A 25,752-nucleotide genomic window follows, 5' to 3' on the forward strand; every position below is an offset into this window, starting at 1 on the left:
AACGAGCTTGGATGAACTGCCGCAATTATTTAATATCCTCAAAGGAGAGATGGCAGTGATAGGACCAAGACCGAGCTTACCGAATCAGACGGATTTGAATGCATTAAGAGATAATAATGGAGCGTCAAGGATTCGACCGGGATTGACAGGCTGGGCGCAGATTAATGGACGAGACGAATTAGAGATTGAAGTAAAGGCAGGATTAGATGGGGACTATGTGAAGCATATGTCTTTTTTATTTGATTGTAAGTGTTTCTTTGGAACGATCACATCAGTAATGAAGTCGGATGGGATTGTCGAGGGAGGCACAGGAGAGCTGCATAAGGAGGAGAGATCCTTATGAAAAGGATATTGATTACAGGATCAAATGGATTTGTAGGTAAACATCTTATGAATTGTCTTTCAAATAGTTTTGAAGTTTATGGTATTGACCGTTGTCAGCCTGTTGAAGATAATTATCATTTTACATGTGATATTACTGAGAAGGAGAGATTAAAGAATCTCTATAAAAAAATAAACCCTGAAGTAATCATACACTTAGCAGCTATTGTACATAAAAACAATGCAGATACTAGTGAAGAAAATTATAACTTTATTAATTATGAATGTTCGAAATTTCTTTTTGATTTAGCTGTTGAAAATAAAGCAAAAGTCATTTTTGCAAGTACGATAGAAGTTTATGGAGAAAGCGAAGAACAATTTATAGATGAAGGGACTGTTTGTAAACCAGAGTCCTATTATGCTAAGTCAAAATATAAAGCGGAAGAATATTTACGGGAGCTACCAATAGAATATTCAATATTAAGATTTGTGCCTTTATATGGGGAAGAATTCACATTAAATGTAGATAAACGGGTGTACTTAAAAAAAGATAAGTTAGCGTATTATTTTAAAGACGGCAAGTATACATTTGATTTTTGTCATATAGAGAATGTGTGTAAAGCTATTCGATACTTATGTGAGCAAGAAAATAAGAGTAATACCTATATATTAGCTGATCAAAAAGCAATATCTGCAAAAGAGATAATCGAGACAAACAAGAAGAAAAAAAGGATAAGAGTGATAAAAGTTCCTTATTACCCAGCATTATTAGCTATATCCATTTTAGATTGGTGTATGCGATCTAAGAAGGATTTTTATTTTTCTAAGCGAAACTTTAAAAAATTATTTCAATCAAAGCACTACAGCAGTAAAAAGATAAATTTGCTAGTACAGTTAAATGCAAATTATGAAGGGATGTATAGATAAATGAAGATATTAGTTGTATCTCAGTATTTTTATCCTGAAAACTTCAGAATTAATGAACTATGTTTTGAACTTGTTAATCAGGGTCATCAAGTGGTTGTTGTTACTGGTTATCCCAATTATCCAGATGGTTATATCTATCAAAATTACAAGAGTAAAGATATAAAAGAAGAATTGATTAATGGAGTAGAAATAATTCGTGTTAATTTGTGTCAAAGACGTAGAAACCCTATTAGCTTAATGTTAAATTATCTTTCATTTGCATGGAATGCTCATCGAAGAATCAAAAAAATGCAAGATAATTTTGATTGTGTATTTGTATTTGAAGTTTCCCCTATTACTCAAATTTTTCCAGCATGGACTTATAAAAAAAAATGTAGAGTACCAGTAATCATTAATTGCCAAGATATTTGGCCTGATGTCATAAAAGTTTATGGAATAAAAGAGAATACCCTAATATTTAATTTGATAAAAAAATTAAGTGCTTTTTTATATAGAAAGGGTGACTTAATTATCACATCGTCACCGGGTTTTAATCAATATTTGGAAAAAGTTTGTAAAGTTACATCTGAAAAAATAACCTATTTACCTAATTTTGCAGAAGATTTTTATTTAAACTTTGATGACAAATCTCATTATTATGATAAAGTACACATTTTATTTGCAGGAAATATTGGCAAGGCTCAAAATTTAGATACAATCATTTATGCTATAAATAAATTACCTGAATTAGAAAAAGAAAAAATAATTGTTGATATTCTAGGGGATGGTTCATATTTGGAAGAATTAAAAAAGATAACAAATAATCTTGCATTAGAGAGAATTATTCAGTTTCATGGGCGAAGATCAATCGAAGAAATAAAAGACTATTATGAAAAAGCAGATGCATTTATCATTACACTCGAAGGAAATTCTCCAATAAGTCTTACAATCCCCTCAAAATTACAGGGTTATATGGGAGCTGGAAAGCCTATATTGGGGGCCATTAACGGTGGTGCAAAAGATATTATTGAACAAGCTAGGTGTGGAAAATGTGTAAATGCTGGAGATATTAATAATTTTTCTAGGATAATTTCAGAATTCATTAAAGACGATTTGCATTATCAAGAATTGGGAAATAATGGAAAACAATATTTTATAGAACATTTCACGCTAAAAAATTATATACAGCAACTTTTAACTATTATGGAGGAAATCAAATGAGCATATTTAAGGATAAGACGTTATTAATTACTGGTGGAACCGGTTCATTTGGGAATGCAGTTTTAAATAAATTCTTAGAAACTGATATTAAAGAAATTCGAATATTTTCAAGAGATGAATTAAAGCAAGACAACATGAGGCATGAGTATCAAGCAAAATATACTGAAGCAAGTAATAAACTAAGATTCTACATTGGTGATGTTCGAAATATAGATTCAATTAAAAATGCAATGCGTGGAGTAGACTATATTTTCCATGCAGCTGCATTAAAACAGGTACCAAGTTGTGAGTTTTTTCCAATAGAAGCAGTACAGACAAATGTCATAGGTACAGAAAATGTATTGAATGCTGCAATCGAATGTGGTGTTAAAAAAGTGATTTGTTTATCAACAGATAAAGCGGCATACCCTGTTAACGCAATGGGGACAAGTAAGGCTATGATGGAGAAGGTCATAATAGCTAAAAGTAGAACTGTCGATTCAAATAAAACTACCATTATGTGTACACGATATGGAAATGTTTTAGCTTCACGAGGAAGTGTAATTCCGCTCTTTATTAACCAAATAAAAGAAGGTAAACCTCTCACTGTTACCGATCCTAATATGACAAGATTTGTCATGACTTTAGAAGAGGCAGTAGATTTAGTTTTATTTGCTTTTGAAAATGGTATAAGTGGTGATATTTTTGTTCAGAAAGCGCCTGCTTGCACAATTGAAATATTAGCTCAAGCTATTAAAGATCTATTCCATGCAACAAATGAAATTAAAGTTATAGGAATCCGCCATGGAGAAAAAATGTATGAAACATTATTAACTAATGAAGAATGTGCACAAGCGATTGATAGAGGACATTTTTATCAAGTCTCAGCTGATAAAAGAGATCTAAATTATGATAAATATTTTATTGATGGGGATATTCATCGAAATGTGTTGACAGAATTTAATAGTAATAATACAGATTTAATGTCTTTAGAAGAAGTAAAAGCAAAATTATTGACTGTTCCATTTGTAAAAGAAGAACTTGCAGCATGGGAGAAAAGATAATGAAGTACTTAGTTTTAGGGGCTGGTGGGATGGCTGGTCACATGATTACAAATTACCTCCTCGAACAAGGAGAGGTAGTTGAAGGAATAGAGAAAAGAGAACTTTCATATTGTAAATCTTATAATTTAGATGTTACAAATTTTACTGAGTTAAAACATATAATTGACGAAAATCAATATGACTATATTATTAATTGTATTGGATTACTCAACCAAACAGCAGAAAGAAATATTGATCTGGCAATCTTATTAAATAGCTACTTACCTCATTTTTTAGTGAAGAGTACAGAAAATTTAAAAACAAGAATAATTCAAATGAGTACAGATTGTGTTTTTTCTGGTAAACGTGGACAGTATACAGAAAATGATTTTCCTGATGGTGAATCCTATTATGATCGAACAAAAGCATTAGGAGAACTGAATGATTCTAAAAACTTAACATTTAGAAATTCAATTATAGGTCCAGACATTAATGAAAATGGAATTGGCTTATTTAACTGGTTTATGAAACAAAACACAGAAATCAACGGATTTGAAAAATCAATTTGGACTGGTGTTACAACTTTAACGTTAGCAAAAGCAATGCATAAAGCTAGTCAGCAAAGATTAACAGGATTATATAATTTAGTGAATAATGAAGTAATTACAAAGTATAACCTAATATGTTTATTTAATAAGTATTCAAAAAAAGGATTAACAATTAATAAAATAAATGGAATTTCACATGATAAATCTCTTTATCGAACAAGAAGTGATTTTAATTTTATAGTTTCTTCTTATGAGGAGCAAGTAAAAGAGATGTTTGAATGGATTAAACTTCATAAAGAACTTTATCCACATTATTTAAGATAGGAGATAACGATGAAAAAATTAAAATTAATGACAATTGTAGGTACTAGACCGGAAATAATTAAAATGTCTTCCATCATTAAAAAATGTGATCAGTATTTTAATCATATATTAGTGCACACTGGGCAAAATTACGATTACGAGCTTAATGAGATATTTTTTAATGAATTAGGATTAAGATCACCGGACTACTACTTAAGTGTTGTTGGTAATCATTTAGGGGAAACAATGGGAAATGTAATTGCCAAATCTTACGAATTAATGCTAGAAGTACAGCCGGATGCACTAATTGTTCTTGGAGATACAAATTCATGTTTAAGTGTTATTTCTGCTAAAAGATTAAAAATTCCTATTTTTCATATGGAAGCGGGAAATCGTTGTTTTGATGAAAATTTACCGGAAGAAATTAATCGAAGAATTGTAGATGTCACCAGTGATGTTAATTTATGTTATACAGAACATGCAAGAAGATATCTAAATGCTTTTGGAGTAGCAAAAGAAAGAACCTATGTTGTAGGATCTCCAATGGCTGAAGTATTAAGCGAATACTTAAATAATATCGAGAGTAGTAGTATCTTAGATAAACTTCAATTAGAGAAAAATAAATATATTTTATTGTCTGCACATAGAGAAGAAAATATTGATAATGAAAAGAATTTTATAGCTTTAATGGACGCTGTTAATGCTATGGCTGAAACTTATCAAATTCCAATTATATATAGTTCCCACCCAAGAAGCAAAAAAATCATAGAAAAAAGAAATTTTAAATTTCATTCATTAGTAAGAACATTAAAACCATTTGGTTTTTATGATTACAACTGTTTACAAAAAAATGCATTTTGCGTGGTATCGGATAGTGGAACTCTCCCAGAAGAAGCTTCTTATTTCAAATTTCCCGCTGTTTCAGTAAGAACAAGCACAGAAAGACCAGAAGCACTTGATAAAGGAGTATTTACTATTGGAAGTATTACTACAGAGCAGGTATTACAAGCAGTAGATATAGCGGTTGGAATGAATCAAAATAATGATTTTGGACTTACAGTGCCCGATTATGCAGATACTAACGTTAGTGTTAAAGTTGTAAAACTGATCCAAAGTTATACAGGAATAGTCGATAAGATGATTTGGAGAAAGTATTGATGAAAAAAATAGCGATTATTGATGTCGCTGCTGAAAATAGTGGGGCTAAGAGTCTGTTTGACGATTTTATAACTTTTATTTCATCAGATAATTGCAATATTGATTATCAATGGGATGTCTATACAAGTCTTTTGGATTTTAAAGAGACCGAAAATATTAAATTATATAAAGACCCAAATATAAAGAAATCGTGGATTCACAGAATTATATGGGAAAATGTAACATTTCCAATTATGAATAAGAGAAAAAAATATGACCTTATTATTTCTTTGCAAAATAAAGGAGTACCAGTTAAGAATGTAAAACAAATTGTATATTTTCATAACATCTTGCTAACTCAAAATAGAATTAAGTTTTCTCCTTTTAAAAAAAATGAACGTTTACTATATATTTATTCTAAATTGATTGGACCTCTTTCAATTAGAACACTAAAAAAAGTATCTGCTATTTTTGTGCAAAATGAAACAACATTAAATATTTTAAAAGATAAGATTGATAATACTCCAATATTTATAGCGAAACCTAATATAAATATTCAAAATATAAATAATCAAAAGAGAGCAAAAAAAATTAAGGGTTTTATTTATCCCGCTACAGCCCATTCATATAAATGTCATGATCTTATAATTAAAGCGGTACAAGAAGAAAATTGGGATCAAAATTTTAATATAATCTTTACTATTAGTGGCAATGAGAATTCTTATGCAAATGAGATATTAAAAAACTGTATTAATAACTCGAAGTTTAAATTTGTTGGACAATTAGACAGAAGTAAATTGCTAAACATGTATAAAGATTACGGATTAATAAATTGTTCTAAATTAGAATCCTTTGGCTTTCCTCTTTATGAAGCACAAATTTATAAAACACCAATTGTATCAGTTGACGAAGAGTATGCAAAAGAAGCATTAGAAAATTATACATATGCTTATATTTGTCAACGAAAATCTGAAGAATTAGCACATTTTATGAGAATGGCTTTGAATAGTGAATATCCAAATCAGATTATTTTTAGAAATGAATTAACAAGCCAATGGGATAATATGATGAAATGGATCAAAATTAACATTTAATTATAAAGATTGATCTATGTTAATAATTAAATATTGGAGGAAAAAATGAATAAATTAAATATTAATAAAAATTATACTAGTATTATTGCAATAGTTGGTTTAATGATGACAATAATTGTACCATTTAATGTTTATGCATCATATATTTCGTTAACTATTCTAATTTTATTATTTCCATTTTTTATGTATGATGTTATTTATAAAAAAAGTTACAAAAAGATGAAACATATAAAATATTTGCTTATTTTCATATTAGCTTATATTATTACAATTTTTTTAAGCGAAAAAAATAACTTAATTTCTACAGTGCATGTTTTCATTTGGATGATCATTTATATGATATATATATATCCATCTAATAAAACCATTGATTATAAAGAATCTTTAATTCAATTTTATAGAGGAAATAAGATTATCATAATAATCACAGCTATGATTCAGGTAATTGCTATTTCTTTTTTTATTTTTAATTATGGAACTAAAGTAGGAAGTACGTTTATCGGTATGTATTACAATAGAAATTCAGGAATTACAATTGATTCTATTCAATTATCTTGGATATCAATTACTTGTATTGCTGGATCGTTGATTAATTATACTCTTATACAAAATAAAATTATTAATGCTCCTAAAAATAAATATTTTTATCTTGGATGTATCGTTTTATCTTTAATCACTTTAGAGACGACTTTAACTCGTAATACCATTTATTCAACTATAGCGCTTTTTTTGTTTATTATTTTTATATATACATTTAAAAAACTGCAAAATAGATTTAAAAATATACTTGCTATTTTATTGTTGTCCATTTCTATTACAACTGTTTCTTTGGGAATATTCCTAATTACTGACAAGGTCATCAGAAAAGAATTGCCAAATATTATAATTCAATTACCAAAAAAAGATAGTATGAAAACACCATCATCGGAGATTAATTCAGAACAAAAAACAAACGAAAATTCAGAAGGTAATACTGTCACTACTAATCAGCCTTCTGCTGAATCTCCAAGAGAAAATAAAAATACAGTTTCATTGGAAAGAAGTAAAGAAAGTCGTTTTAAATATGGCCTTAGTGGTCGTTATGAAATATGGAGATGTGGTATAAATGTAATAAAATCATATCCGCTTTTCGGAGTATCAACAGGCGATATGATAGCTAAAACAATAGAGACTAATGAGGGGAATGAGTTTTATAAAGTTTTTGAAAATTCACCTAATGTATTTGCAAGTCAGCATAATGCTATTATGCATGAATTAGTTGCTAGTGGATTTGTTGGGTTTATTTTATTAACTCTTTTTATTTTTTATATGGCGAAAGATACTCTTGTATATTTGTATAAGTGCAAGTTTACAGCTAACTTTAAAATAGTATGTATTTTAGCAAGTATTATTGCAACATTTATATTTGTAATTGGTATTGGACAATCTATTTTTTGCTTTCAAGTAAGTTTTATATCAGCTTACTTATGGTATATATTCCAGTATCTCGAGATGTGTATTCAATTAAAGGAGGTAGAAGAATGAAAGTAATTGCATTTTATTTACCACAATTCCATTGTATCCCTGAAAATGATAAGTGGTGGGGAAGAGGATTTACAGAATGGATAAATGTTAAAAAAGCAAGACCTTTATTTAAAAATCATTACCAACCAAGAATTCCATTAAATGATAACTATTATAATTTATTAGACGACAAAGTCATGGAATGGCAAGCAAATATTGCTAAAGAACATGGAGTAACTGGTTTTTGTTTTTATCATTATTGGTTCAATGGAAAAATGTTATTAGAAAAACCGGTTGAAAACTTTTTACAAAATATAGGTATTGAGATTAATTTTTGTATATCTTGGGCAAATGAACCTTGGACAAATGCCTGGGTATCTTCTAATAATAAAATGTTAATGGAACAAAAGTATGGTAATAAAGAAGATTGGAAAACTCATTTTGATTATCTTCTACCTTTTTTTAAAGATAAAAGATATATAAAAGAAGATAATAAACCACTTTTTATTATTTATCGCCCAGATATCATGGACTGCTATAAAGAAATGATGGGATATTGGAATCAATTAGCCAAAGATAACGGATTTGGTGGGATCAAATTTGCCTTCCAACATCCTTTATTTGCATATGATAATAATAAAGATAAAAGTTGTTTTGATTATCAAATAGAATATCAGCCAGTTACAGCAATTTATTGGCAACAAAATGGCAAAAAATATATTATTAAATCAAAAATTCATAGTTTACTATTAAAATATTTAAAAACCAATGTTGTTCGCAAGAAGAAATTACAGTTGTTTAATTATGATGAAAGATGGCAGTCTATTATAGAGCATCACCCAAAAAAAGGACAAATTCCATTACCAATTCCCGGAGCTTTTGTTGATTGGGATAATACACCACGTAGAGGAGAAACAGGTTCATTATATCAAGGGGCTCATCCTGAAAAGTTTAAACAATATTTTAAACTACAAGTTGAGAATTGTATTAATAATTATCATCAAGATAAGCTATTTATATTTGCTTGGAACGAGTGGGCTGAAGGAGGATATCTTGAACCTGATAAACGTTATAAGTATGCTTATCTTGAAGGTATTAAGGAAGTATTAGAAGAGTTGGGAGAACTCGAATGATTAGTAATAAATTTTTAAAAGCAGGATTAGGTTATACGATTGGCAATTTTTTACTTAAAGGAATAACTTTTCTGACTATTCCTTTATTTTCAAGATTACTTAGCCCAACAGATTATGGTTATGTAAATGTGTTTTTGTCATATGATACAATATTATCTATAATTATTGGATTAGGATTTCATGCTAGTATAAAAAATGCTAAATATGAATTTGATAATATTGATGAATATTGTTCAACTATTCTTTTTAAAGCACTTAAAAATGGATTATTCTTTCTCGTATTGGTTAACATACTTTATACTTTTTTACCAACGTTTTTTCCATTCAATAGAATTGTTATAAGTTTATTAGTTTTACAAAGTTTATTTAGCTGTTTTATTTTAATTTATAATAATAGAGTTTCTTTAGAATATCAGTATAAAAAATTTTTGAAAATATCCTTTTTTAATACTGTAGGAAATATTATTGTTTCAATTGTGCTAATTTTGACCGTGTTTTCTCATCAAAGATATTTAGGTAGAATTTTAGGTATAACTATTTCTACTTTTATAGTGGCCATATATATTGTAATTCATTTTTTTAAACAAAGTCGTCCTACTAAAAATAAGAAATATCTTAATTTTGCATTAAAGTTTTCATTGCCTTTAATTCCACATGGGCTATCTCAGGTTATCCTTTCACAATTTGATAGGATTATGATTAATTCAATGGTGGGTACGTTTGAGTCTGGCCTATACAGTTTTTGTACAAATATTAGTTTAATACCCACTGTAATAAATAGTTCTATTGATCAGGTTTGGATGACCTGGTTTTTTGAAAAAATGAATCAAAAAGAATACGAAGTAATAGGAGAAAGAGCAAAAAAAATGCTCTGTTTGTTTAGCTTTATCATTTGTTTTTTTTGTTCTCTATCTCCAGAGATCATTAAAATTCTAGCACCAATTACCTATTGGAAAAGTACAGAGTGTGTTATTCCAATTGTTTTATCAGTGTATTTTATTTTTTTATACAGTTTTCCATCGTATATTGAATATTATTTTAAAAAAACAAAAGCTATTGCATTAGGATCTATGCTAGCAGCAATTATTAATATTGTTTTAAATTATCTTATGATTAAAAAATTTGGATATATAGCTGCTGCATATACAACAGTTTTTGCGTATTTTTTATATTTTATATACCATTGGATTATATCTATAAGAATAACAGATCTAAGACTTTATAATATTAAGTTTTTTATTTGCTTAATTTTTTTTACTATTTTAAATGCTGGAATATGCATTTATTTTATAAATTATCTGTTAATTAGGTTAATAGTTTTATTAATAATGTTTGTTTTATTTGTTTTTACTTATTTAAAGTTTTCTAAATAAATATTATTATTTCTTGATCTTAAATATTAGGATATAACCTATATATACCATACCGTCTATCACTTCAAAGATTGATTATTATTTCAGGCTGAGGGAAAGGAAAATAGAAATGAATTATAAAGAGATATTAGATTTTTCAATGGATTATTCAAAAAAAGAATCATTAACAAGAGTCGCAATAGGATACCCTTTAAAATATATCGCCATTTTTTTTACTAAGTATCTATTAAAAAGTAAATTAACTCCTAATGAATTAACAATTGGAATGATACTATCTGGTATTATGGGGGCTTTTTTATTCTGCATGCCATCTATATGGATAAAAATAATTGGTATTATATTTATATGGTTATGGTTTGTTCTAGATATTTGTGACGGAATTGTAGCAAGAATTAAAAAACAGTTTTCAAAATTTGGTAAAGAATTAGATTATTGCGCTCATGTTATCAATCATCCTTTATTTAATCTTAGTTTTATGATAACTGTGTTACAAATTACTAAAGATTATCGTTTTTCCATATTGTTTTTTTTAATTGTGGTCTTAAATTTAGCATATAGATTTTTTAACTGTATTAATATTATTTACATAAATAAAATGAAAGAAGTAAATTTAGATATTAAGAATATAAAAGATGTGGCTAAATTTAAAAGATTAATAATTTTTTGTATTAATTTCTTTATTCATTTTCCAAATTACGCTCTAATATTTCCAATTATTTGTTTAATTAATTTAAGAGTGGCTTTGATATACAGTTTGTTAGTTATATTAATAAATTTAATTTATATTCCATATATTTATATTAAATTTATTTTTAAAATAAAAGATTTATAAATAATTAAGTAAAAAGGAGAGAATAAACATATTATGAACAATTTAAATGAGGTTAAACAAGTTATTATTTTAGCTGCTGGTCGAAGCAGAAGAATGGAAAGATTAAGCAAAAAAGAACCTAAATGTTTATTACCATATAAGGGTGAGCGTGTACTAGAAAGATTAGTAAGGCAAATAAAAGACTGTGGTATAGAAAAGATTGTAATTACAACGGGATATAGAGCAGATATAATTAAGAAGATATTTGCTGAGGATAAAATTGTTGAAACTATTGAAAATACTTTGTACGAAGAAGATGTGAATATATATTCAATGAGCTTGGCTTTATCAAAAGTTGAAGGATCATGTGTTATTTTTGAAGCTGATGCTATTATGGAAGATGATTTAGTAAAATATGTTTTAGGCTCAGATTTTGAAAATAAATCAGTGTGGTTTACAAGAGGTAAATTTAATGAAGCACAATATGGTGGTATACTTAAATCAGATAAATATGGAAATGTCACTGATATAAAAATTGTATCTGCCTTTCAAAATCGGTTTAAAAGTTATGAAAAATTATCTGGTATCATGCGTATATCTAGTTCAGAGATTGAATTATTTAAAGCTTTAGTTAATAAATATGCCAGAACAACACTAAAACAATATTTTCTTAATGCATGGATGGAAAATTTGAAATTATTACCATGTATATCAGCAGATATTTCCCCATTTGAATTTTTTACTTTTAACAAACCAGAAGAATATTATCAAGTTCAAGGGAAAGAAATAGGAGTAATACAAGGAACTCCTGAAATATCATTAATACCAATTAAAAATTTATTACATATAGAAAATTATAGTGAAGACCGTGTTACAATTTTATTAGACAAAATAAAAAATGAAATGAAATGGCAGGTTCCTATTATTGTTGATCAAAAAACTGGTCTTGTGTTAGATGGACAACATAGATTAGAAGTAGCTAAAATTCTCAAGTTAAAAGTCATACCTGCAATTTTAGTGAATTATGATGATATTCAGACATGGACCTTACGTAAGGAAGAAAAAGTTTCTCCAATGTTAGTTCGAAAAAGAATTAAAAAGGGGGATATTTACCCATATAAGACGGTAAAACATAAATTTAATTTTAAAATACCCAATGAACTAGATATGCAATTAAAAGATTTGGAGAGTGAAATCAATGATCGGAATTAGATCCATAACCTATCATTTACCCACAAACTATAATGATACTGAGCTTAATAAAATTCTAAATGTTTCTAGGTTTTGGCCGTTACAATACCCAGCTATTAGAACTCAAAGAATGGCGCTTACTCCATGCAATAAGCCCATGTCAGTAGAAAAAATTAAGAAGTTATCCAATATTTGTGATACAAGTGAAATTAGATGGTTTAACATACCAATTGATCCATGGGAATCACAAAATAAAGAAGAATTATTTAAGTTTTGTGAAAATACCCTAAATAATTTTGGTCGTGCCTTTATCAACGTACTTACATTTAAAAATAATAAAGCAAATGATGAAATTATTGAATTTTCATCTAATCTATTGAAAAAAGTTAGCTTAATAAATAAAAACGGTAAGGATAATTTTCGACTTGGATTCTCTGCAAATATAAAACCTAATGGGCCTTTTTTCCCATTTACCATGTCTGGAGGAAATTTAGGCTTCTCAATTGCTTTAGAATTAACACAGGAAATTAATGCTATTTGTGATAGAAATAACAAATTATCCATAATGCAATTAAGAGATATACTGAGTAAGGAACTTATAAAACAAATAAGTGATATTGAAAAAATCGCATTACATATTGCAGAGCATTTCAACCTTCTATTTTTAGGGTTTGATTTTTCCATTGCTCCAATTATTTCAGATGATGGAAGTGTTATCACAATTTTACATAGACTTGGAATTTATAATTTTGGGAAAAATGGTACTTTATTTGCTACTGTTTTTTTAACAGATTTAATAAAATCGTTTAAAAAGAAATTTAGATCAGTAGGCTTTTCTGGTGTGATGTATTCATTATTAGAAGATTTGGAATTGTGTATGATCAATAATGAAAGAGGCGTAACTCTTGAAGATTTAACAAAACTCTCTACTATGTGTGGGTGTGGCATAGACATGGTTCCTGTATACGGTGGAATAACTAATCAAGAATTAAAATCAATTTTCTTAGAAATATATTCAATATCATCGAGGCTTGATAAACCATTGGGAATTCGAATTTTACCTATTCCATATACTAAAAAAAATCAATTACAATATACCAATCTTCACGATGATGCAGATTTCATTGCTAATACTAAAATTGTTGATTTGGATATAAATATTCTTCCGTTTCAAGGAGAAGAGTATACTTTACTTAATGAATATCTAATTAATTTAGAATAATTTTTTATTAACTTTAATACTTCAAAAGGGGTCATCTTTATTTTTTTGTAGGTATACAATAAGAATAAAGACGATAAAGAAAAGAATGATATGTATTTTTATGAATCGTTGAATTAGTATGAAAAATGTTTTATTGTAGTTATCCACAAAAAGTTAGATGTGTTTCAGGAGAAGGTAATTATTGAAAGGATTGTTGTCTATATTCATACGGACTCAATCCTTTTCTTTTTATATTAATTCTTTTATTACGGTAGTATTCGTACAAATAAATATATCAAGAGAATCTAGTTTGAAGATATAACAAATACTTTAATAAGTGGGTCATCATACGACTTAATAACATTGGATAATAAGCTATATGTTTGTACTGGTAGAAATGATTTGAAAATTAATTCTTTTGATGGGAATGTTTGGACAATCGGTAATTCCTCAAAATTAGAGTGCTATAACCCAAAGCTAATAACTTCCCAGGGAAATTTATATATATTCGTTTCTTCTCTAACAGGTGATGGAAACACTAAAATATACTATTATGACGACGATATATTTATACAAGAAGGAACTAGCCTTGACAGTGCAGGGAAAAACTTTACTCTTTCCTCATTTAATAACCGTATATACATAGGCTATGTGCAAAATAATAATAATAATATGATTAAAATAAAACAAAAAGATATTAATAATGAAGTATTATCAGTACAAGTTACTCCACCAAAGAAAACAGTTTATAAACAAGGAGAAAAATTAGATTTTTCTGGGTTAACTGTTATCGCAAATTATTAAAATAACTCAAAAGAACTAAGTGATAATAGCTATTACCTAGATAATCTTAGTACAAATACAGTTGGCAATTACACCGTAATGATTAAATATGAAGGAAAATCTGCTACATTTAACTATGAAGTAAGAGAAAATATAGACAATCAAAAGTTAAGTATATCAAATGTCCAGATAATTAAAAAATATGGAAAGTATACTATTACAGCAAAAATAAGCAGTGATATTGCAAAGGTATCCTTTCCAACATGGTCAGAAGCTAATGGACAAGACGATATAGTTTGGCATCAAGGAAGTATTGTTAATGGTATTGCTACATGTCGGATTACCATCGACAGTCATAACTATGAATATGGAGATTATATTACGCATATTTATCTTTATGACGAAGCAGGATTAATAACAACAGGTGAAATCTATCAAAAATTATTACCTGCAAGTTCTAATCCAGGATGGGAAGTTCAAAACGGAAAAAAGTATTTGTTTGATAATGAAGGAAACTTTGTAGAAAAATCAAGATATTTTATTATTGATGTTTCTGAATGGCAGGGTAATATAGATTGAGATATGGTTGCTAGGGAAAGTAATGTAGATGCAGTTATTTTAAGAATAGGTTATGCTGATCGAATGGACTATAAGGTTTCTCAATATGTAAATACACTAAACAAATTAGGTATACCATATGGTTTTTATCACTATAATACGGCAACTACTGTTGCTGAAGCACAATATCAAGCTTCATGTGCTGTAAATTTTATTCAAAGTATTGATGGTCAGCCATCATTGCCAGTTTATGCAGATATTGAAGAAGGTGGAAATGATAGAGATCAAGTTGCAATTGCAAGAACCTACTGTCAGATTTTTGAACAAAATGAATACAAGGCAGGTGTATACGCTAATTTAAATTATTGGACACACTACTTAAAAAATGATACTTCTTTAAACTCTTATGAAAAATGGATTGCAAATTACGGCTTGAATGATGGTCTGCCTCGCTCTGATTGGAGACCAGCGGATTCATTTAATATATGGTAATATACCTCTAAAGGATCTATTCCTGGCATTTCAGGAAATGTAGATTTAAATGTTTTCTTTCAATAAAATATATGTACCTAACACTGTCTGTATAAATTAAATATTTATAAAATTGTTTTTACCGCAATAGATATAATAAAAAAGGTTCCTAATATCACAAAGCAATGATTGCTTATGACGTTGGGAACCTTTTATTGTATTCAGAGAGTGAACTATGTTGTTTAAACAGTGTGATATTCAATGCATTTACACCAGATAAAAGTGATGCTATTCCTCAGCGAAATACTTAATTTATTTTACCAATTTATTAATTATTGGAACTTTTCTTATAAGGAGTACAACTATTAGCGAAACAATAAGTACAAAAGAAGTGTAAACTAAATTAACAAATATATTAGTTGTAATCCTGCATTCCAATAAAAAAGGGCGAGTTATTTTTATGACAAATAAATGTAAAAAGTAAATTCCTAGTGTATTAACAGATATTAAAGATATTATAGAATAATCTGATTGGTAATTTAAACTTAATAAAAATAAAAATATTACATTAAATAAGGTAAAGATAGAACCATATCCATTCCAAACAACATCCCACATTGTTCCAGATACTTTTGAATAAATGATTCCTAAACTAAATATACATAAACAGTTTATAATTATTCCCAAAATAGAAATAATATTTTTTTTGGTTTGGGGGATGTTTGCTATATGATTATAATAAATATGGACAATTCCTCCCAAACAAAAATATACAAAAGTATATCCGTAAATTCCTCTAAAAGGGTTAAATATATTAAAATAATTAACACCGTATTGTGTTACATTTTTGTTTAAAAGAAAAACATTTATTACTGTTTGAAGATGGTTAAGAAATATATTCCCAAAGGTCATTAAACCACAAACAAATACAAAATATATAAAGGATTTTTTATGATTATCATATGTAACTTTTAATAATGGAAAAATGATATAAATACAAACAAGCGCACCAATAAACCATAAATGGTTAATATAGCCTTGTTTCCAAGTCGTTAAACCATGAAGAAATTCATTTATTGAAACACTATTCTTATTAATTAATGTTAAAATTAATAAAGTGATTGCCCCCCATATTTCAGCTAAAACTACTAATTTAATTGTTTTAAATACATGTTTCTTTAGATCAAATGGTTTACTAAACAACAGATAACCATTTATGAAAAAAAATAGTGGGACACAGGTTGATAAAATTGTTTGAAGATAATATAAAAAATACGATGTCGTTGTAGTATTAGGTGCTAATATATCAATAGAATAAATCATTCCATGATAGAAAATTACAAAATAGATCGCAATTACTTCCATAAAATCAATCCATTTAATTCGTTGAGTCTTTATTTCATTAGATCTCAAAATATTCCCTCCTAACGTAATTTCACTTTTTAAGACGTACCTCTAATATTAGAAATGTACCTTTGAATACTTTTATTAACTAACTTTGACGGATTTTATATTATATTCCCCCATTTTTAGATTTTAAAATGTCTTTAAGCTGTTGTAACAAATATTCTCTTTTAAAAAGTAAAATGATTAATAATATAATGATCATTCCATATCTTATTAATGGATTATTATACAGAAGCGTAATACAAAAAGTTATAACTAAAACGACTAATGATAAAATCAAAATAAATTTTAAATCAAATATGGTTGCTCCTTTAATAAATTCTTTACAAATTTTTTTCATAAAAATATAGTGCATAAAAGCAAATAATATATAACATAAAAGAGTGGTATATCCCGCTGCAATAAAACCAAAAATAGGAATAAATATAAGGTTTAAGACTATGTTTACAATAGCACCAGTTGTGGTAGCAATTGAAAAATATATTGGTTTTTCATAATAAGACTCAAAATTTGCAAAATATAAATACATACTGTTAAAGTAAACACTAGCTGCTATAGATGGGAAAACCCATAGCGCTGCACTATATGATGAGGGAGCCATAATACCAAGTATTTCTGGCGCAAATAATGAGACTCCAACAGAAAGCAATGCAGAAAAGATTAATAGTTTATTAGTTAATACTCTTATACTTTTATAGTCTTTCAATTTTATTTTTTCAAAATACCATGGTTGAACAGCAGAGCTAATACTTGTTAGTATTGTATTTAAAACCATACCCGCCGAATACGTGACGCCATAATAGGCTGTTTCAGCCCTGCTACAAAATGTGTCTATCATAATTCTATCAGAAGAATTTAAAATAATTTGTGCTAATGCATGGGGAACTACTGCAATTGAAAATTTTAATCCAAAATTCCAATATATTTTGTTATAGGTTTCTCTTCCCCTAATGAAAACACTCAAATAAATAATTCCATATAATAAAATTCTTGCACCCGATAATGACATTATCAAAATAATTCCTTTATTTTCATTTGCAAAGAGAAGTATGGAAGTGATTGCAACTATTTGCATTAGTAACGTACTTAAAACAGTTATAAAAGTCAGTTTTTTGTAGTTATAATTATATCTTTGATACCATGACCAATTTGCAAGTGAATTATTCATCAAAGAAACTAAAAACATTGTCACGATAATATATATAGGTAAATCAATTAAATTCACAAAAAAATCAGGGAAAATACATACTATAAAAGTACATATAAACACTAATAAAGTCATTAATGTTTGAATTGATGATAAAAATTCTTTTCTTTTTTTTGTAAATTTTATAAACCCTACTGTGATACATCTATCTAATGCAACTATTGCTAAAATAGAAATAATTTGCTGCCAAGATTGATAAATACTATATATACCATATTCTTCCCCACTCAATATCCTAGTGTATATGGGAGTTACAAGAAATAAAATTCCGTTTTGAATAATTGTTGCTAAAGTAAACCAAATAATAGATTTTTTAGAAGCTGACATTGTTGAATAATTTTTCTTTATATTTAAAATAAAATTATACATATTTTAAATACCATCGTTGTTAAAATTTTGAACATCTTTTTTTAATCTTGAATTAAATCGATAGGTCAAAATTTTTGATGAAATTATTGGAAATAATCCTATAATTAAATATTTTATTTTTTTCTCTATATTTGGCTCTCCTCTTACTACAGATAAAAAATTCGACTTAACATATAATAGTGATTCCTTAAATTCATTTGTATAATTCTTTTTTAAATTTAATACCAATATTTGTCTTAAATTCCATAGATGATTTAGCCATTTATGTTGAGTTAGGGCATTTAAAACATAGGGGGTTTTAATGATTAAATCCTTCTCTAACTCTACAAAAGCTGAAATTGCCCCCATGCTCTGTCGTATATCATATTTAGTAGTTGCACTATCTGTATTATTTAAGCGATAATAATAAACTTTTCGTGTTCCTACACCTACTTGATTTGCTCGTTGTGCAGCTTCATTTATGAATCGGTCTCCCTCTGCTGTAAATAAATGTGTTTTAAAACGTAAATGATATTTTTCTATAAAATCTCTTTTATAAATTTTATTCCAACATCCAACTGTTACATGTGGAAAAAGCAACTCTGCAGTTGCTTTTTCAGCACTCCATACTTCTATTTTTCCATTATCCGTCTGTATTAAGTCTCTTGTGGTAAAATTGACTAAATTAATTGCCATATCTGAATTTGTAGATATGATAACTTTTAACATATAACTTACAAAATCCTCAGCTAACCAATCATCTCCATCAACAAAAACTATATAGTCGCCTGTTGCAATCTTCAAACCGTCATTTCGAACTCCAGCTTGTTTAGTATTTGAAATATGATGAATAACTTTGACACGCGAATCTTTCATTTTGAATTCGTCACATATATTTCCTGATGAATCGGTAGAGCAATCATCAACAAGAATAATTTCCAGATTTGTATAGTCTTGATTAATTATAGAATTAATACATTTTTTAATATACAGATCAACATTATAAATTGCTACAATTATTGTAACTTTGAATTGTTCGTTCATTTTTTCTCCTTTATATTACATATATTTAAAATTTTATTAAGATATTCTAACCCTCTTCTTTGCTCTTGCAATAGTTTGTCTGTATTATCTAATTTCATTCTATTTAATTTAATATCAATGTTAGTAAAGTCTTCTTCAAGTTTGCAAATTTCGCAATTATAATTTTTTAATAATGTTTCAATACGTGAAAATTGTTTGACATCATTTCTCTTAAAAACAAAAAAAGGTTTTTCCATTATAACTGAAAAAGCAGAAGCATGAAATGAATCTGTAAATACTATATCTGCTTTATCAATTAATTCAATAAATTTATCCGGGGATGGAATAATATCATTTTTTATATAATAATTACCAGTAATGTTGATTATCTCTAAATCATATTTTCTAGCATGCTCCTCAATACTGCGCTTAATTTTATTATTTGGAATACCTAAGAAGTATGTTAAAATATATTTTTGTGATGGCTGATCATGTAAATTATAGCCAAGGCAATTTCGCCATTGAATTTTAGTTAACAAAAAAACTGGATCAGGAATAACTGGAATATCTTTACCCAATAAATCTCTTATTATATTCTTTCCAATTTCTTCTCTAATTGACAAACTATTAAAGTTAATCAAATTAGTTTTATAAAGTTCTACTAACTCCTGAGGAATAATATCTACTCCAAATGAAGGCGCATAGGCAAATCTTTTTTCTTCGGGCACAAATTGTAAAAAAAATAGTTTTATGTCTTTTTCATTTTGTTTTAAATGAGTTGGAGACCATATTTGGTCACTTCCAGCAATTGCAAAGGCATTATTAAAGTCTATTTCATCCAGTCTATCATAAGATATATATTGTAAATTTAAAGTCTTATTAAATTGATTAAATGCTTGATGTTTTTTCCTATCGTTTAGCCAAACTTTTTGTTTAGTTGAAATTGCGGGGAAATAAGATAACAAATAACTAATTTTATTTATTAAATTACGTTTAAAAGTTATCTTTGATTGATTTATATAAATAGTCACAGGTTCAATTTGATATTCTCTCAAAACATGACATAAAGCAAAATTTTGTAATCTAGTACCATAATTATCATATTTATAATAAGTAGCTATATAACATTTCATAAATTACACCGTTTAATATCTTTTAAACATAAAGAAATTATCCTTTCTAATTTTCCTCTAATTCTTATTCATATTGTTCTTAATTTTATTTTTAAGCTTTCTTAGACTGATTAATCCATTTTTACCTATGGTTTTAACTAAAAAGACTTTTATTTTTCTTTTTAACAATACGTTTTTATTTAACCAGGACACTGCATAATGGTGTATACAGTAGGTTAATTCAGAAGAATTATTAATACAATTAATATAATCATATGGTGAAAAATAATCCATGGGATAGATATATATATTATTCTCTAATTTTTGAAACTTTCCATTTTCTACCAATCCCATTTTTTTTAAAAGAGCTGTTAAATATTCAACGTTGGGAGTCAGATTAAATTCTCCATTATCCAAAATAAATTTTTTACTTTTATAAATATTTAAAAATTCCAAAATAGTTTTATTATTTTTACTAGCAGCCATAAAACTTGTTGCAATTCTGTTTTCAATTTCAAAGCTAAGTATTAACTCTTTATCTAGAAGCAAATCGCTAAAAGATTTTAATACTTCAACATCTGTATCTAAGTAAATACCGCCATAATTAAATAGTGCATATAATCTTGCAACATCACTGACAAATGCATACTTTTTTGTTTTATAAGCATCTAATGAGTATTGGCAGAAATTAAAATCAAAATTGCTTTCATTCCATTCAATTATCTCATAGTCAGGTAAATTGTCTTTCCAAGTTTGAATATAATTCATTAAATAGTCAGGTTTATCCTGCTTGCCAAACCAACAATAATGTATTATTTTGGGAATTGAGTAATTCATTTATAGTTTTTCCTCCTAGATAGATGTATAATAAAAATATTCTGGATTTGTGATTAAAGTAAAGAATTTCATAAAATAATATATAAAAATTAATAATAAAATTATATAATGATATCGCTTATTTCTTTGATTTATTACCGTCTGTATATATAATGGAATTATTAATAATTCTGCATATCTCATATATATAGTACCTCTTATAGCTAATATAGGAATACTATTGAATACGTTTGATAATATAATTCCCAAATAATAAATATTAAATAATAATCTATGACTTTTGTCTTTAGAATTAAAACTAAAATGATAAAAAACAATTAGAATAAATAACTTTATTAACAGACTTGCGTTTATTAGGGAATTTGATTCTCTAGCATATAAACTGATTTTTGTTTCAAGATACAAGGAGTGCAGAAAATTATTGTTTAATAATGTTAATAAGTCAAAGTAATTAACATAAGATAGAGCGAGAGAAATTAAAAATATGATTATATATGTTTTTTTACTAATTTTTTTATCTTTTATAAAAAGAACTGGAATAAATAAAATAGCACTTGTATGGAATAAAATACCTAAAACAATTAGTAAAAATGAATATACTTTTGATTTATTATTATTTTTCAGCATATGAATTAATGAGTAAAAGCAAAATGCAATTGATATTCCATGACGTATTTGCTCTACATCATTATTCACATAAAAAAGAAGAAAATAAATTAACAAAGAAATCTCTGGGAAAATACTTAATTGCTTTATTAATTTAGATTTAGTTTTAATTGAAATGAATGCAATAAATAATAAAAGTGCATGAAAACCTAATCCAAGGTTCTTAAAGATGAATATAATTAACGAATACCCTTTTTCAAACCCCGTACTTATTACATCAGCAAATGAATTTATTTCATTAAAATGAATTAAATAATTATTATAGTCATAACTATAATTATATTTAAAACCAGCATATAATATTAACATTACTATTATAATAGGAAATAAATCTATTTTATTGTGATTTTTTTTTAAATATATATTTAGTAAGATAAGAACAAGTATAAACAATAATATCATGAACTCTCTCCTATCTAATTTTTCTTCGAATCATTAAAGAACTAGGGATTAATCCAACCAGTAAAGGCTTATATGCATATAGTAAATACTTTTTTTTAGCAGAACATTTCTTTATCCAATATTTTTTCAATTGATATTCTTCTACCCTATGCTTGTATTTTCTTTTTTTATATGCATTAATATCCTCGCGATACTCAAACAAAAAAAGATCTAGGTTTTCTATTTCATAATTATTAAAAGCAATTTTACACCATAAATCATAATCTTCAGCCCGTGTAGTTAATTTTCCGGTAGAATAACCATTAACTTCAAGTAAAATATTTTTTCTAATCATTACTGTTGGATGTATTAAATTACTGTTTTTTACTGTATCCATTAAACTAATTATCTTTTTTCGCTTAAATTCCTTAAATCTTTTTCCATTCTTATCAATAAAATATGCCTGGGTTCCTAAAACTGCAACTTCTGGATGCAAATCTAAATATTCAACCTGTTTAAACAGTCTATTTTCTAAAGAAATATCATCTGCATCCATTCGGGCAATATATTCTCCTTTAGCAATAGAAATGCAATTATTAAGAGTTTTAGCTAATCCCTGATTAACTTTATTACGAATCAGAATACATCTTCTGTCATCTTTTATGAGTTTTTGAATTATAATATAAGTATTGTCGATTGAGCCATCGTCACAAATAATAAATTCAAAATCTGTAAAACTTTGTTTTAAAATAGATTTAATAGCTTGTTCAAGATAGTATTTATCTCCCACATTGTATACGCCCATAATTACGCTAACTTTAGGCATTGTATTCCTCCTATAAAATGATTATTTACTATATATATTTTTCATAGCATCTTGTATCTTCTCTAAACTATATTTTTGAATTTGTTTTTCACAATTTTTTGACATTTTAATTTTTTCGTTGTTCTCTAAATCTATATATTTAGAAATTGCTGTTTTACAACATTCCATATTGTTGGAAAACAAAAATCCCATTTCACTTTGAATGAGATCAATATTACCTCTTATTCTAGTAGCAACACAAGGTAATCCACATGCCATTGCCTCCATCAATGCAACAGATAATCCCTCTCGTTTTGATGGGAAAACAAAAATATCACTTGATTTCATTATCTCAATAATATTGTTTTTATAGCCTAATAGATGTAATCGTTTTTCCAAACCTAATTGTTTTGCCAAATCCATATATGTATCTTTTAATGGTCCAATCCCACATATTAAATAATGAATATTATTAGGTAACCTAGACAAGGCTTCTATGACAATACCGTGATTTTTATTGTCGTTTAATTCTCCAACGGAAAGCAGTAATATAGAGTCCTTTGGGATATCAAGCTCATTAATAAGATCTTCCTTATTCCCTTGAATAGAATTAATTTTATCCAAATCAATTCCGATACCAGGTATATATTTTACAGTACCATTTCTTCTTAACTTAAACTTGCTGGCGGCTTCGTAGTCTTCTTTATTAATTGTTATCAAGACATCCGTATATCTAGCTCCATACATTTCAATTGATCGGAATAAAAAATTCTTAAAAGCATTATTTCCTTTAAAGAAATGAAAACCGTGAGCAGTATAAATCATTCTCGAGTTATCATAGTTATTTGAGTGTTTATTCGCTAATCTACAAATAATACCACCAATAGGCGAGTGACAGTGAATTAAATCATACCTTTCTTGATTCATCAATTGTTTAGTTAGTTTATATGATTCTCTTAAATTTGAAATATCAGATATTTTTCTTGGTATTGGGATATGGTGATAAATTATATTCATATTTTTTAAAGATAATTTTAAGTTTTCTATTTTTTCTTTAGAAATTGTACTTCCAAATTCGAAATTACACGCTACTTCAACTGTATATCCTAATTTTTGCAATAAGTTTATATTTTCCATATTAAATTGTTGTATCATTGAAGCTACAGAAGCATACATTAATGCCTTTTTCATATTCTGCCCTCTGTCTGCATTATTGATTCTTTAAAAGCGGATTTATTATATTTATTCTTGTAATTAGAAAGTTCTTTATCAATCGTCAAGTTTCCAAATACTTTGTTAACATAAACATTTTTATTAAACCATCTTATAAGCGGATTGAATATTCCTATAAAGAATATTCTGTGTTTATGTATTCTTGCTATCTCTTTAATCAGTTCCTTACTGCTCACATATTCTGCGTTTTGTGGTAAAAATATTCCGCTTTCTTCGTTATCTATCATCAATTTAATGAATTCCATTAGGTTTCCTAAAAACAACATACTTCTTTCATTATCCAGCGTTGGGAAAATTGGTGTTTTCTTTGCAAACTTTGCTAACAAAGGATAATTTCCCTTTGATCCTGGACCATAGATCATTGGTGGTCTAATGATCACAATCTTAAAGTTGTTATCATCTAATGGTCTTATTTTTAGTTCTGCTTGCTTCTTACTGTCACCATAGAAGTTATCAGGTGTTAATGGAGTGTCTTTCGTTATAGTCCGATCTTCACCAATCCTTCCACTTCCATAGACAATAATAGAACTCATAAAAATAAACTGTTTTACTCTATTTCTTTTCGCTTTTTCTGCTACATCATAAGTTAAATCTGTATTAACTCTATAATAAAGTTCTCTTTGACTTTCATCCGGAGTTGAATGTGCTAATCCCGCCACATGAAATACCACGTCATATGGGGTGAAATCGTGCTCCTTCCAGCTGTCATCTCTGACATCTAATTCCTCCACTTTATACTCTTCTGGATACTCTTCTAAATATTTCTTAAAGTGTGTTCCAATATAACTGTCTTTCCCTGTAATCAATATCCTTTTCATAAGGGCTTCTCCTCCTTATGCAGCTCTCCGGTTCCTCCTTCTACGATCCCATCCGACTTCATTACTGATGTGATCGTTCCAAAGAAACACTTGCAATCAAATAAAAAAGACATATGCTTCACATAGTCTCCATCTAATCCTGCCTTCACTTCAATCTCTAATTCATCTCTTCCATTGATCTGCGCCCAACCTGTCAATCCCGGTCGAATACTTGATGCCCCATTCTTATCTCTTAAGGCATTCAAATCCCTTTGGTTCGGTAAGCTCGGTCTTGGTCCTATCACTGCCATCTCGCCTTTAAGGATATTAAACAATTGTGGTAGTTCATCCAAGCTTGTC

General features: G+C 27.6%; 27 protein-coding genes. 16 read left to right on the forward strand and 11 right to left on the reverse strand.

Annotation, left to right across the window (positions count from 1 at the left end):
- From ACLRVU_RS14785 to ACLRVU_RS14845, 13 genes are all read left to right on the forward strand, one after another.
- Positions 1-343, forward strand: a 343-nt coding sequence (locus ACLRVU_RS14785; RefSeq protein WP_412892295.1) for a sugar transferase, incomplete at its 5' end; no start/stop codon positions are given.
- Entirely contained in the window at positions 340-1,248 is a 909-nt protein-coding gene (locus ACLRVU_RS14790; RefSeq protein WP_412892296.1) for an NAD-dependent epimerase/dehydratase family protein, read from the forward strand. The genes ACLRVU_RS14785 and ACLRVU_RS14790, both read left to right, overlap by 4 nt.
- Positions 1,249-2,448 (forward strand): glycosyltransferase family 4 protein, encoded by a 1,200-nt coding sequence (locus ACLRVU_RS14795; protein ID WP_412892297.1) that lies wholly within the window; start codon positions 1,249-1,251, stop codon positions 2,446-2,448.
- Positions 2,445-3,491 (forward strand): polysaccharide biosynthesis protein, encoded by a 1,047-nt coding sequence (locus tag ACLRVU_RS14800; RefSeq protein ID WP_412892298.1) that lies wholly within the window; start codon positions 2,445-2,447, stop codon positions 3,489-3,491. The genes ACLRVU_RS14795 and ACLRVU_RS14800 overlap by 4 nt, the downstream gene beginning before the upstream one ends.
- Positions 3,491-4,342 (forward strand): SDR family oxidoreductase, encoded by an 852-nt coding sequence (locus ACLRVU_RS14805; protein WP_412892299.1) that lies wholly within the window; start codon positions 3,491-3,493, stop codon positions 4,340-4,342. The genes ACLRVU_RS14800 and ACLRVU_RS14805 overlap by 1 nt, the downstream gene beginning before the upstream one ends.
- A gap of 9 nt (positions 4,343-4,351) precedes the next feature.
- The gene (gene wecB / locus ACLRVU_RS14810) at positions 4,352-5,479 is read left to right on the forward strand and encodes a non-hydrolyzing UDP-N-acetylglucosamine 2-epimerase (RefSeq protein WP_412892300.1); all 1,128 of its coding nucleotides are present in this window, start codon (positions 4,352-4,354) and stop codon (positions 5,477-5,479) included.
- Positions 5,479-6,552: a glycosyltransferase gene (locus ACLRVU_RS14815; protein ID WP_412892301.1), complete on the forward strand. Its 1,074-nt coding sequence runs from the start codon at positions 5,479-5,481 to the stop codon at positions 6,550-6,552. The genes wecB and ACLRVU_RS14815 overlap by 1 nt, the downstream gene beginning before the upstream one ends.
- Positions 6,553-6,597: 45 nt before the next feature.
- Entirely contained in the window at positions 6,598-8,076 is a 1,479-nt protein-coding gene (locus tag ACLRVU_RS14820; RefSeq protein WP_412892302.1) for an O-antigen ligase family protein, read from the forward strand.
- Positions 8,073-9,188, forward strand: coding sequence for a glycoside hydrolase family 99-like domain-containing protein (locus ACLRVU_RS14825; RefSeq protein WP_412892303.1), 1,116 nt, complete (start codon positions 8,073-8,075; stop codon positions 9,186-9,188). Before ACLRVU_RS14820 ends, ACLRVU_RS14825 begins: the two co-directional genes overlap by 4 nt.
- On the forward strand, positions 9,185-10,561 hold the full coding sequence (locus ACLRVU_RS14830) for an oligosaccharide flippase family protein (protein ID WP_412892304.1): 1,377 nt from the start codon (positions 9,185-9,187) through the stop codon (positions 10,559-10,561). Before ACLRVU_RS14825 ends, ACLRVU_RS14830 begins: the two co-directional genes overlap by 4 nt.
- 109 nt (positions 10,562-10,670) lie before the next feature.
- Positions 10,671-11,393: a CDP-alcohol phosphatidyltransferase family protein gene (locus ACLRVU_RS14835; RefSeq protein WP_412892305.1), complete on the forward strand. Its 723-nt coding sequence runs from the start codon at positions 10,671-10,673 to the stop codon at positions 11,391-11,393.
- Positions 11,394-11,426: 33 nt separating this feature from the next.
- Positions 11,427-12,584 (forward strand): NTP transferase domain-containing protein, encoded by a 1,158-nt coding sequence (locus ACLRVU_RS14840; RefSeq protein WP_412892306.1) that lies wholly within the window; start codon positions 11,427-11,429, stop codon positions 12,582-12,584.
- Positions 12,571-13,785 (forward strand): DUF711 family protein, encoded by a 1,215-nt coding sequence (locus ACLRVU_RS14845; protein ID WP_412892307.1) that lies wholly within the window; start codon positions 12,571-12,573, stop codon positions 13,783-13,785. Before ACLRVU_RS14840 ends, ACLRVU_RS14845 begins: the two co-directional genes overlap by 14 nt.
- Positions 13,786-13,963: 178 nt before the next feature.
- Here ACLRVU_RS14845 and ACLRVU_RS14850 read toward each other — a convergent pair whose 3' ends face one another.
- Positions 13,964-14,050, reverse strand: a complete 87-nt coding sequence (locus ACLRVU_RS14850; RefSeq protein WP_412892321.1) for an IS3 family transposase — start codon at positions 14,048-14,050, stop codon at positions 13,964-13,966.
- Positions 14,051-14,166: 116 nt separating this feature from the next.
- On the opposite strand from ACLRVU_RS14850, the gene ACLRVU_RS14855 reads away from it, so the two are divergent.
- The 3 genes from ACLRVU_RS14855 (at position 14,167) to ACLRVU_RS14865 (ending at position 15,597) form a co-directional block, all read left to right on the forward strand.
- Positions 14,167-14,568 (forward strand): hypothetical protein, encoded by a 402-nt coding sequence (locus ACLRVU_RS14855; protein ID WP_412892308.1) that lies wholly within the window; start codon positions 14,167-14,169, stop codon positions 14,566-14,568.
- 78 nt (positions 14,569-14,646) lie between these two features.
- Positions 14,647-15,126, forward strand: coding sequence for a GBS Bsp-like repeat-containing protein (locus ACLRVU_RS14860; protein ID WP_412892309.1), 480 nt, complete (start codon positions 14,647-14,649; stop codon positions 15,124-15,126).
- Between the two features lie 3 nt (positions 15,127-15,129).
- On the forward strand, positions 15,130-15,597 hold the full coding sequence (locus ACLRVU_RS14865; protein WP_412892310.1) for a GH25 family lysozyme: 468 nt from the start codon (positions 15,130-15,132) through the stop codon (positions 15,595-15,597).
- Positions 15,598-15,888: 291 nt separating this feature from the next.
- Here the strand turns inward: ACLRVU_RS14865 and ACLRVU_RS14870 are convergent, their stop codons facing one another.
- The 10 genes from ACLRVU_RS14870 to ACLRVU_RS14915 all read right to left on the reverse strand — a co-directional run.
- Entirely contained in the window at positions 15,889-16,989 is a 1,101-nt protein-coding gene (locus ACLRVU_RS14870) for an acyltransferase (RefSeq protein WP_412892311.1), read from the reverse strand.
- 100 nt (positions 16,990-17,089) lie between these two features.
- Positions 17,090-18,559, reverse strand: a complete 1,470-nt coding sequence (locus ACLRVU_RS14875; RefSeq protein WP_412892312.1) for a lipopolysaccharide biosynthesis protein — start codon at positions 18,557-18,559, stop codon at positions 17,090-17,092.
- 3 nt (positions 18,560-18,562) lie between these two features.
- Entirely contained in the window at positions 18,563-19,582 is a 1,020-nt protein-coding gene (locus tag ACLRVU_RS14880) for a glycosyltransferase family 2 protein (protein WP_412892313.1), read from the reverse strand.
- Entirely contained in the window at positions 19,579-20,694 is a 1,116-nt protein-coding gene (locus ACLRVU_RS14885) for a polysaccharide pyruvyl transferase family protein (protein ID WP_412892314.1), read from the reverse strand. Before ACLRVU_RS14885 ends, ACLRVU_RS14880 begins: the two co-directional genes overlap by 4 nt.
- Positions 20,695-20,751: 57 nt before the next feature.
- Entirely contained in the window at positions 20,752-21,510 is a 759-nt protein-coding gene (locus ACLRVU_RS14890; RefSeq protein WP_412892315.1) for a glycosyltransferase family 32 protein, read from the reverse strand.
- 15 nt (positions 21,511-21,525) lie between these two features.
- Positions 21,526-22,578, reverse strand: a complete 1,053-nt coding sequence (locus ACLRVU_RS14895) for an EpsG family protein (protein ID WP_412892316.1) — start codon at positions 22,576-22,578, stop codon at positions 21,526-21,528.
- Positions 22,579-22,588: 10 nt separating this feature from the next.
- Positions 22,589-23,383 (reverse strand): glycosyltransferase family 2 protein, encoded by a 795-nt coding sequence (locus ACLRVU_RS14900; RefSeq protein WP_412892317.1) that lies wholly within the window; start codon positions 23,381-23,383, stop codon positions 22,589-22,591.
- A 21-nt stretch (positions 23,384-23,404) separates the two neighbouring features.
- Complete coding sequence (locus ACLRVU_RS14905; RefSeq protein ID WP_412892318.1) at positions 23,405-24,553, reverse strand: glycosyltransferase family 4 protein; 1,149 nt, start codon at positions 24,551-24,553, stop codon at positions 23,405-23,407.
- Positions 24,550-25,413: an NAD-dependent epimerase/dehydratase family protein gene (locus ACLRVU_RS14910; RefSeq protein WP_412892319.1), complete on the reverse strand. Its 864-nt coding sequence runs from the start codon at positions 25,411-25,413 to the stop codon at positions 24,550-24,552. Before ACLRVU_RS14910 ends, ACLRVU_RS14905 begins: the two co-directional genes overlap by 4 nt.
- The coding region (locus tag ACLRVU_RS14915; protein ID WP_412892320.1) for a sugar transferase at positions 25,410-25,752 on the reverse strand (343 nt) is incomplete at its 5' end. The genes ACLRVU_RS14915 and ACLRVU_RS14910, both read right to left, overlap by 4 nt.

This window comes from Beduini sp. (genome assembly GCF_047239305.1).
GTDB lineage: Bacteria > Bacillota_I > Bacilli_A > Erysipelotrichales > Coprobacillaceae > Beduini.

Bases quoted from the DNA above. Each gene is read 5' to 3' on its own strand.
- ACLRVU_RS14790 (WP_412892296.1), top strand. From the start codon at position 340: ATGAAAAGGATATTGATTACAGGATCAAATGGATTTGTAGGTAAACAT.
- ACLRVU_RS14795 (WP_412892297.1), top strand. From the start codon at position 1,249: ATGAAGATATTAGTTGTATCTCAGTATTTTTATCCTGAAAACTTCAGA.
- ACLRVU_RS14800 (WP_412892298.1), top strand. From the start codon at position 2,445: ATGAGCATATTTAAGGATAAGACGTTATTAATTACTGGTGGAACCGGT.
- ACLRVU_RS14805 (WP_412892299.1), top strand. From the start codon at position 3,491: ATGAAGTACTTAGTTTTAGGGGCTGGTGGGATGGCTGGTCACATGATT.
- wecB (WP_412892300.1), top strand. From the start codon at position 4,352: ATGAAAAAATTAAAATTAATGACAATTGTAGGTACTAGACCGGAAATA.
- ACLRVU_RS14815 (WP_412892301.1), top strand. From the start codon at position 5,479: ATGAAAAAAATAGCGATTATTGATGTCGCTGCTGAAAATAGTGGGGCT.
- ACLRVU_RS14820 (WP_412892302.1), top strand. From the start codon at position 6,598: ATGAATAAATTAAATATTAATAAAAATTATACTAGTATTATTGCAATA.
- ACLRVU_RS14825 (WP_412892303.1), top strand. From the start codon at position 8,073: ATGAAAGTAATTGCATTTTATTTACCACAATTCCATTGTATCCCTGAA.
- ACLRVU_RS14830 (WP_412892304.1), top strand. From the start codon at position 9,185: ATGATTAGTAATAAATTTTTAAAAGCAGGATTAGGTTATACGATTGGC.
- ACLRVU_RS14835 (WP_412892305.1), top strand. From the start codon at position 10,671: ATGAATTATAAAGAGATATTAGATTTTTCAATGGATTATTCAAAAAAA.
- ACLRVU_RS14840 (WP_412892306.1), top strand. From the start codon at position 11,427: ATGAACAATTTAAATGAGGTTAAACAAGTTATTATTTTAGCTGCTGGT.
- ACLRVU_RS14845 (WP_412892307.1), top strand. From the start codon at position 12,571: ATGATCGGAATTAGATCCATAACCTATCATTTACCCACAAACTATAAT.
- ACLRVU_RS14860 (WP_412892309.1), top strand. From the start codon at position 14,647: ATGATTAAATATGAAGGAAAATCTGCTACATTTAACTATGAAGTAAGA.
- ACLRVU_RS14865 (WP_412892310.1), top strand. From the start codon at position 15,130: ATGGTTGCTAGGGAAAGTAATGTAGATGCAGTTATTTTAAGAATAGGT.
- ACLRVU_RS14875 (WP_412892312.1), bottom strand. From the start codon at position 18,559: ATGTATAATTTTATTTTAAATATAAAGAAAAATTATTCAACAATGTCA.
- ACLRVU_RS14880 (WP_412892313.1), bottom strand. From the start codon at position 19,582: ATGAACGAACAATTCAAAGTTACAATAATTGTAGCAATTTATAATGTT.
- ACLRVU_RS14885 (WP_412892314.1), bottom strand. From the start codon at position 20,694: ATGAAATGTTATATAGCTACTTATTATAAATATGATAATTATGGTACT.
- ACLRVU_RS14890 (WP_412892315.1), bottom strand. From the start codon at position 21,510: ATGAATTACTCAATTCCCAAAATAATACATTATTGTTGGTTTGGCAAG.
- ACLRVU_RS14895 (WP_412892316.1), bottom strand. From the start codon at position 22,578: ATGATATTATTGTTTATACTTGTTCTTATCTTACTAAATATATATTTA.
- ACLRVU_RS14900 (WP_412892317.1), bottom strand. From the start codon at position 23,383: ATGCCTAAAGTTAGCGTAATTATGGGCGTATACAATGTGGGAGATAAA.
- ACLRVU_RS14905 (WP_412892318.1), bottom strand. From the start codon at position 24,553: ATGAAAAAGGCATTAATGTATGCTTCTGTAGCTTCAATGATACAACAA.
- ACLRVU_RS14910 (WP_412892319.1), bottom strand. From the start codon at position 25,413: ATGAAAAGGATATTGATTACAGGGAAAGACAGTTATATTGGAACACAC.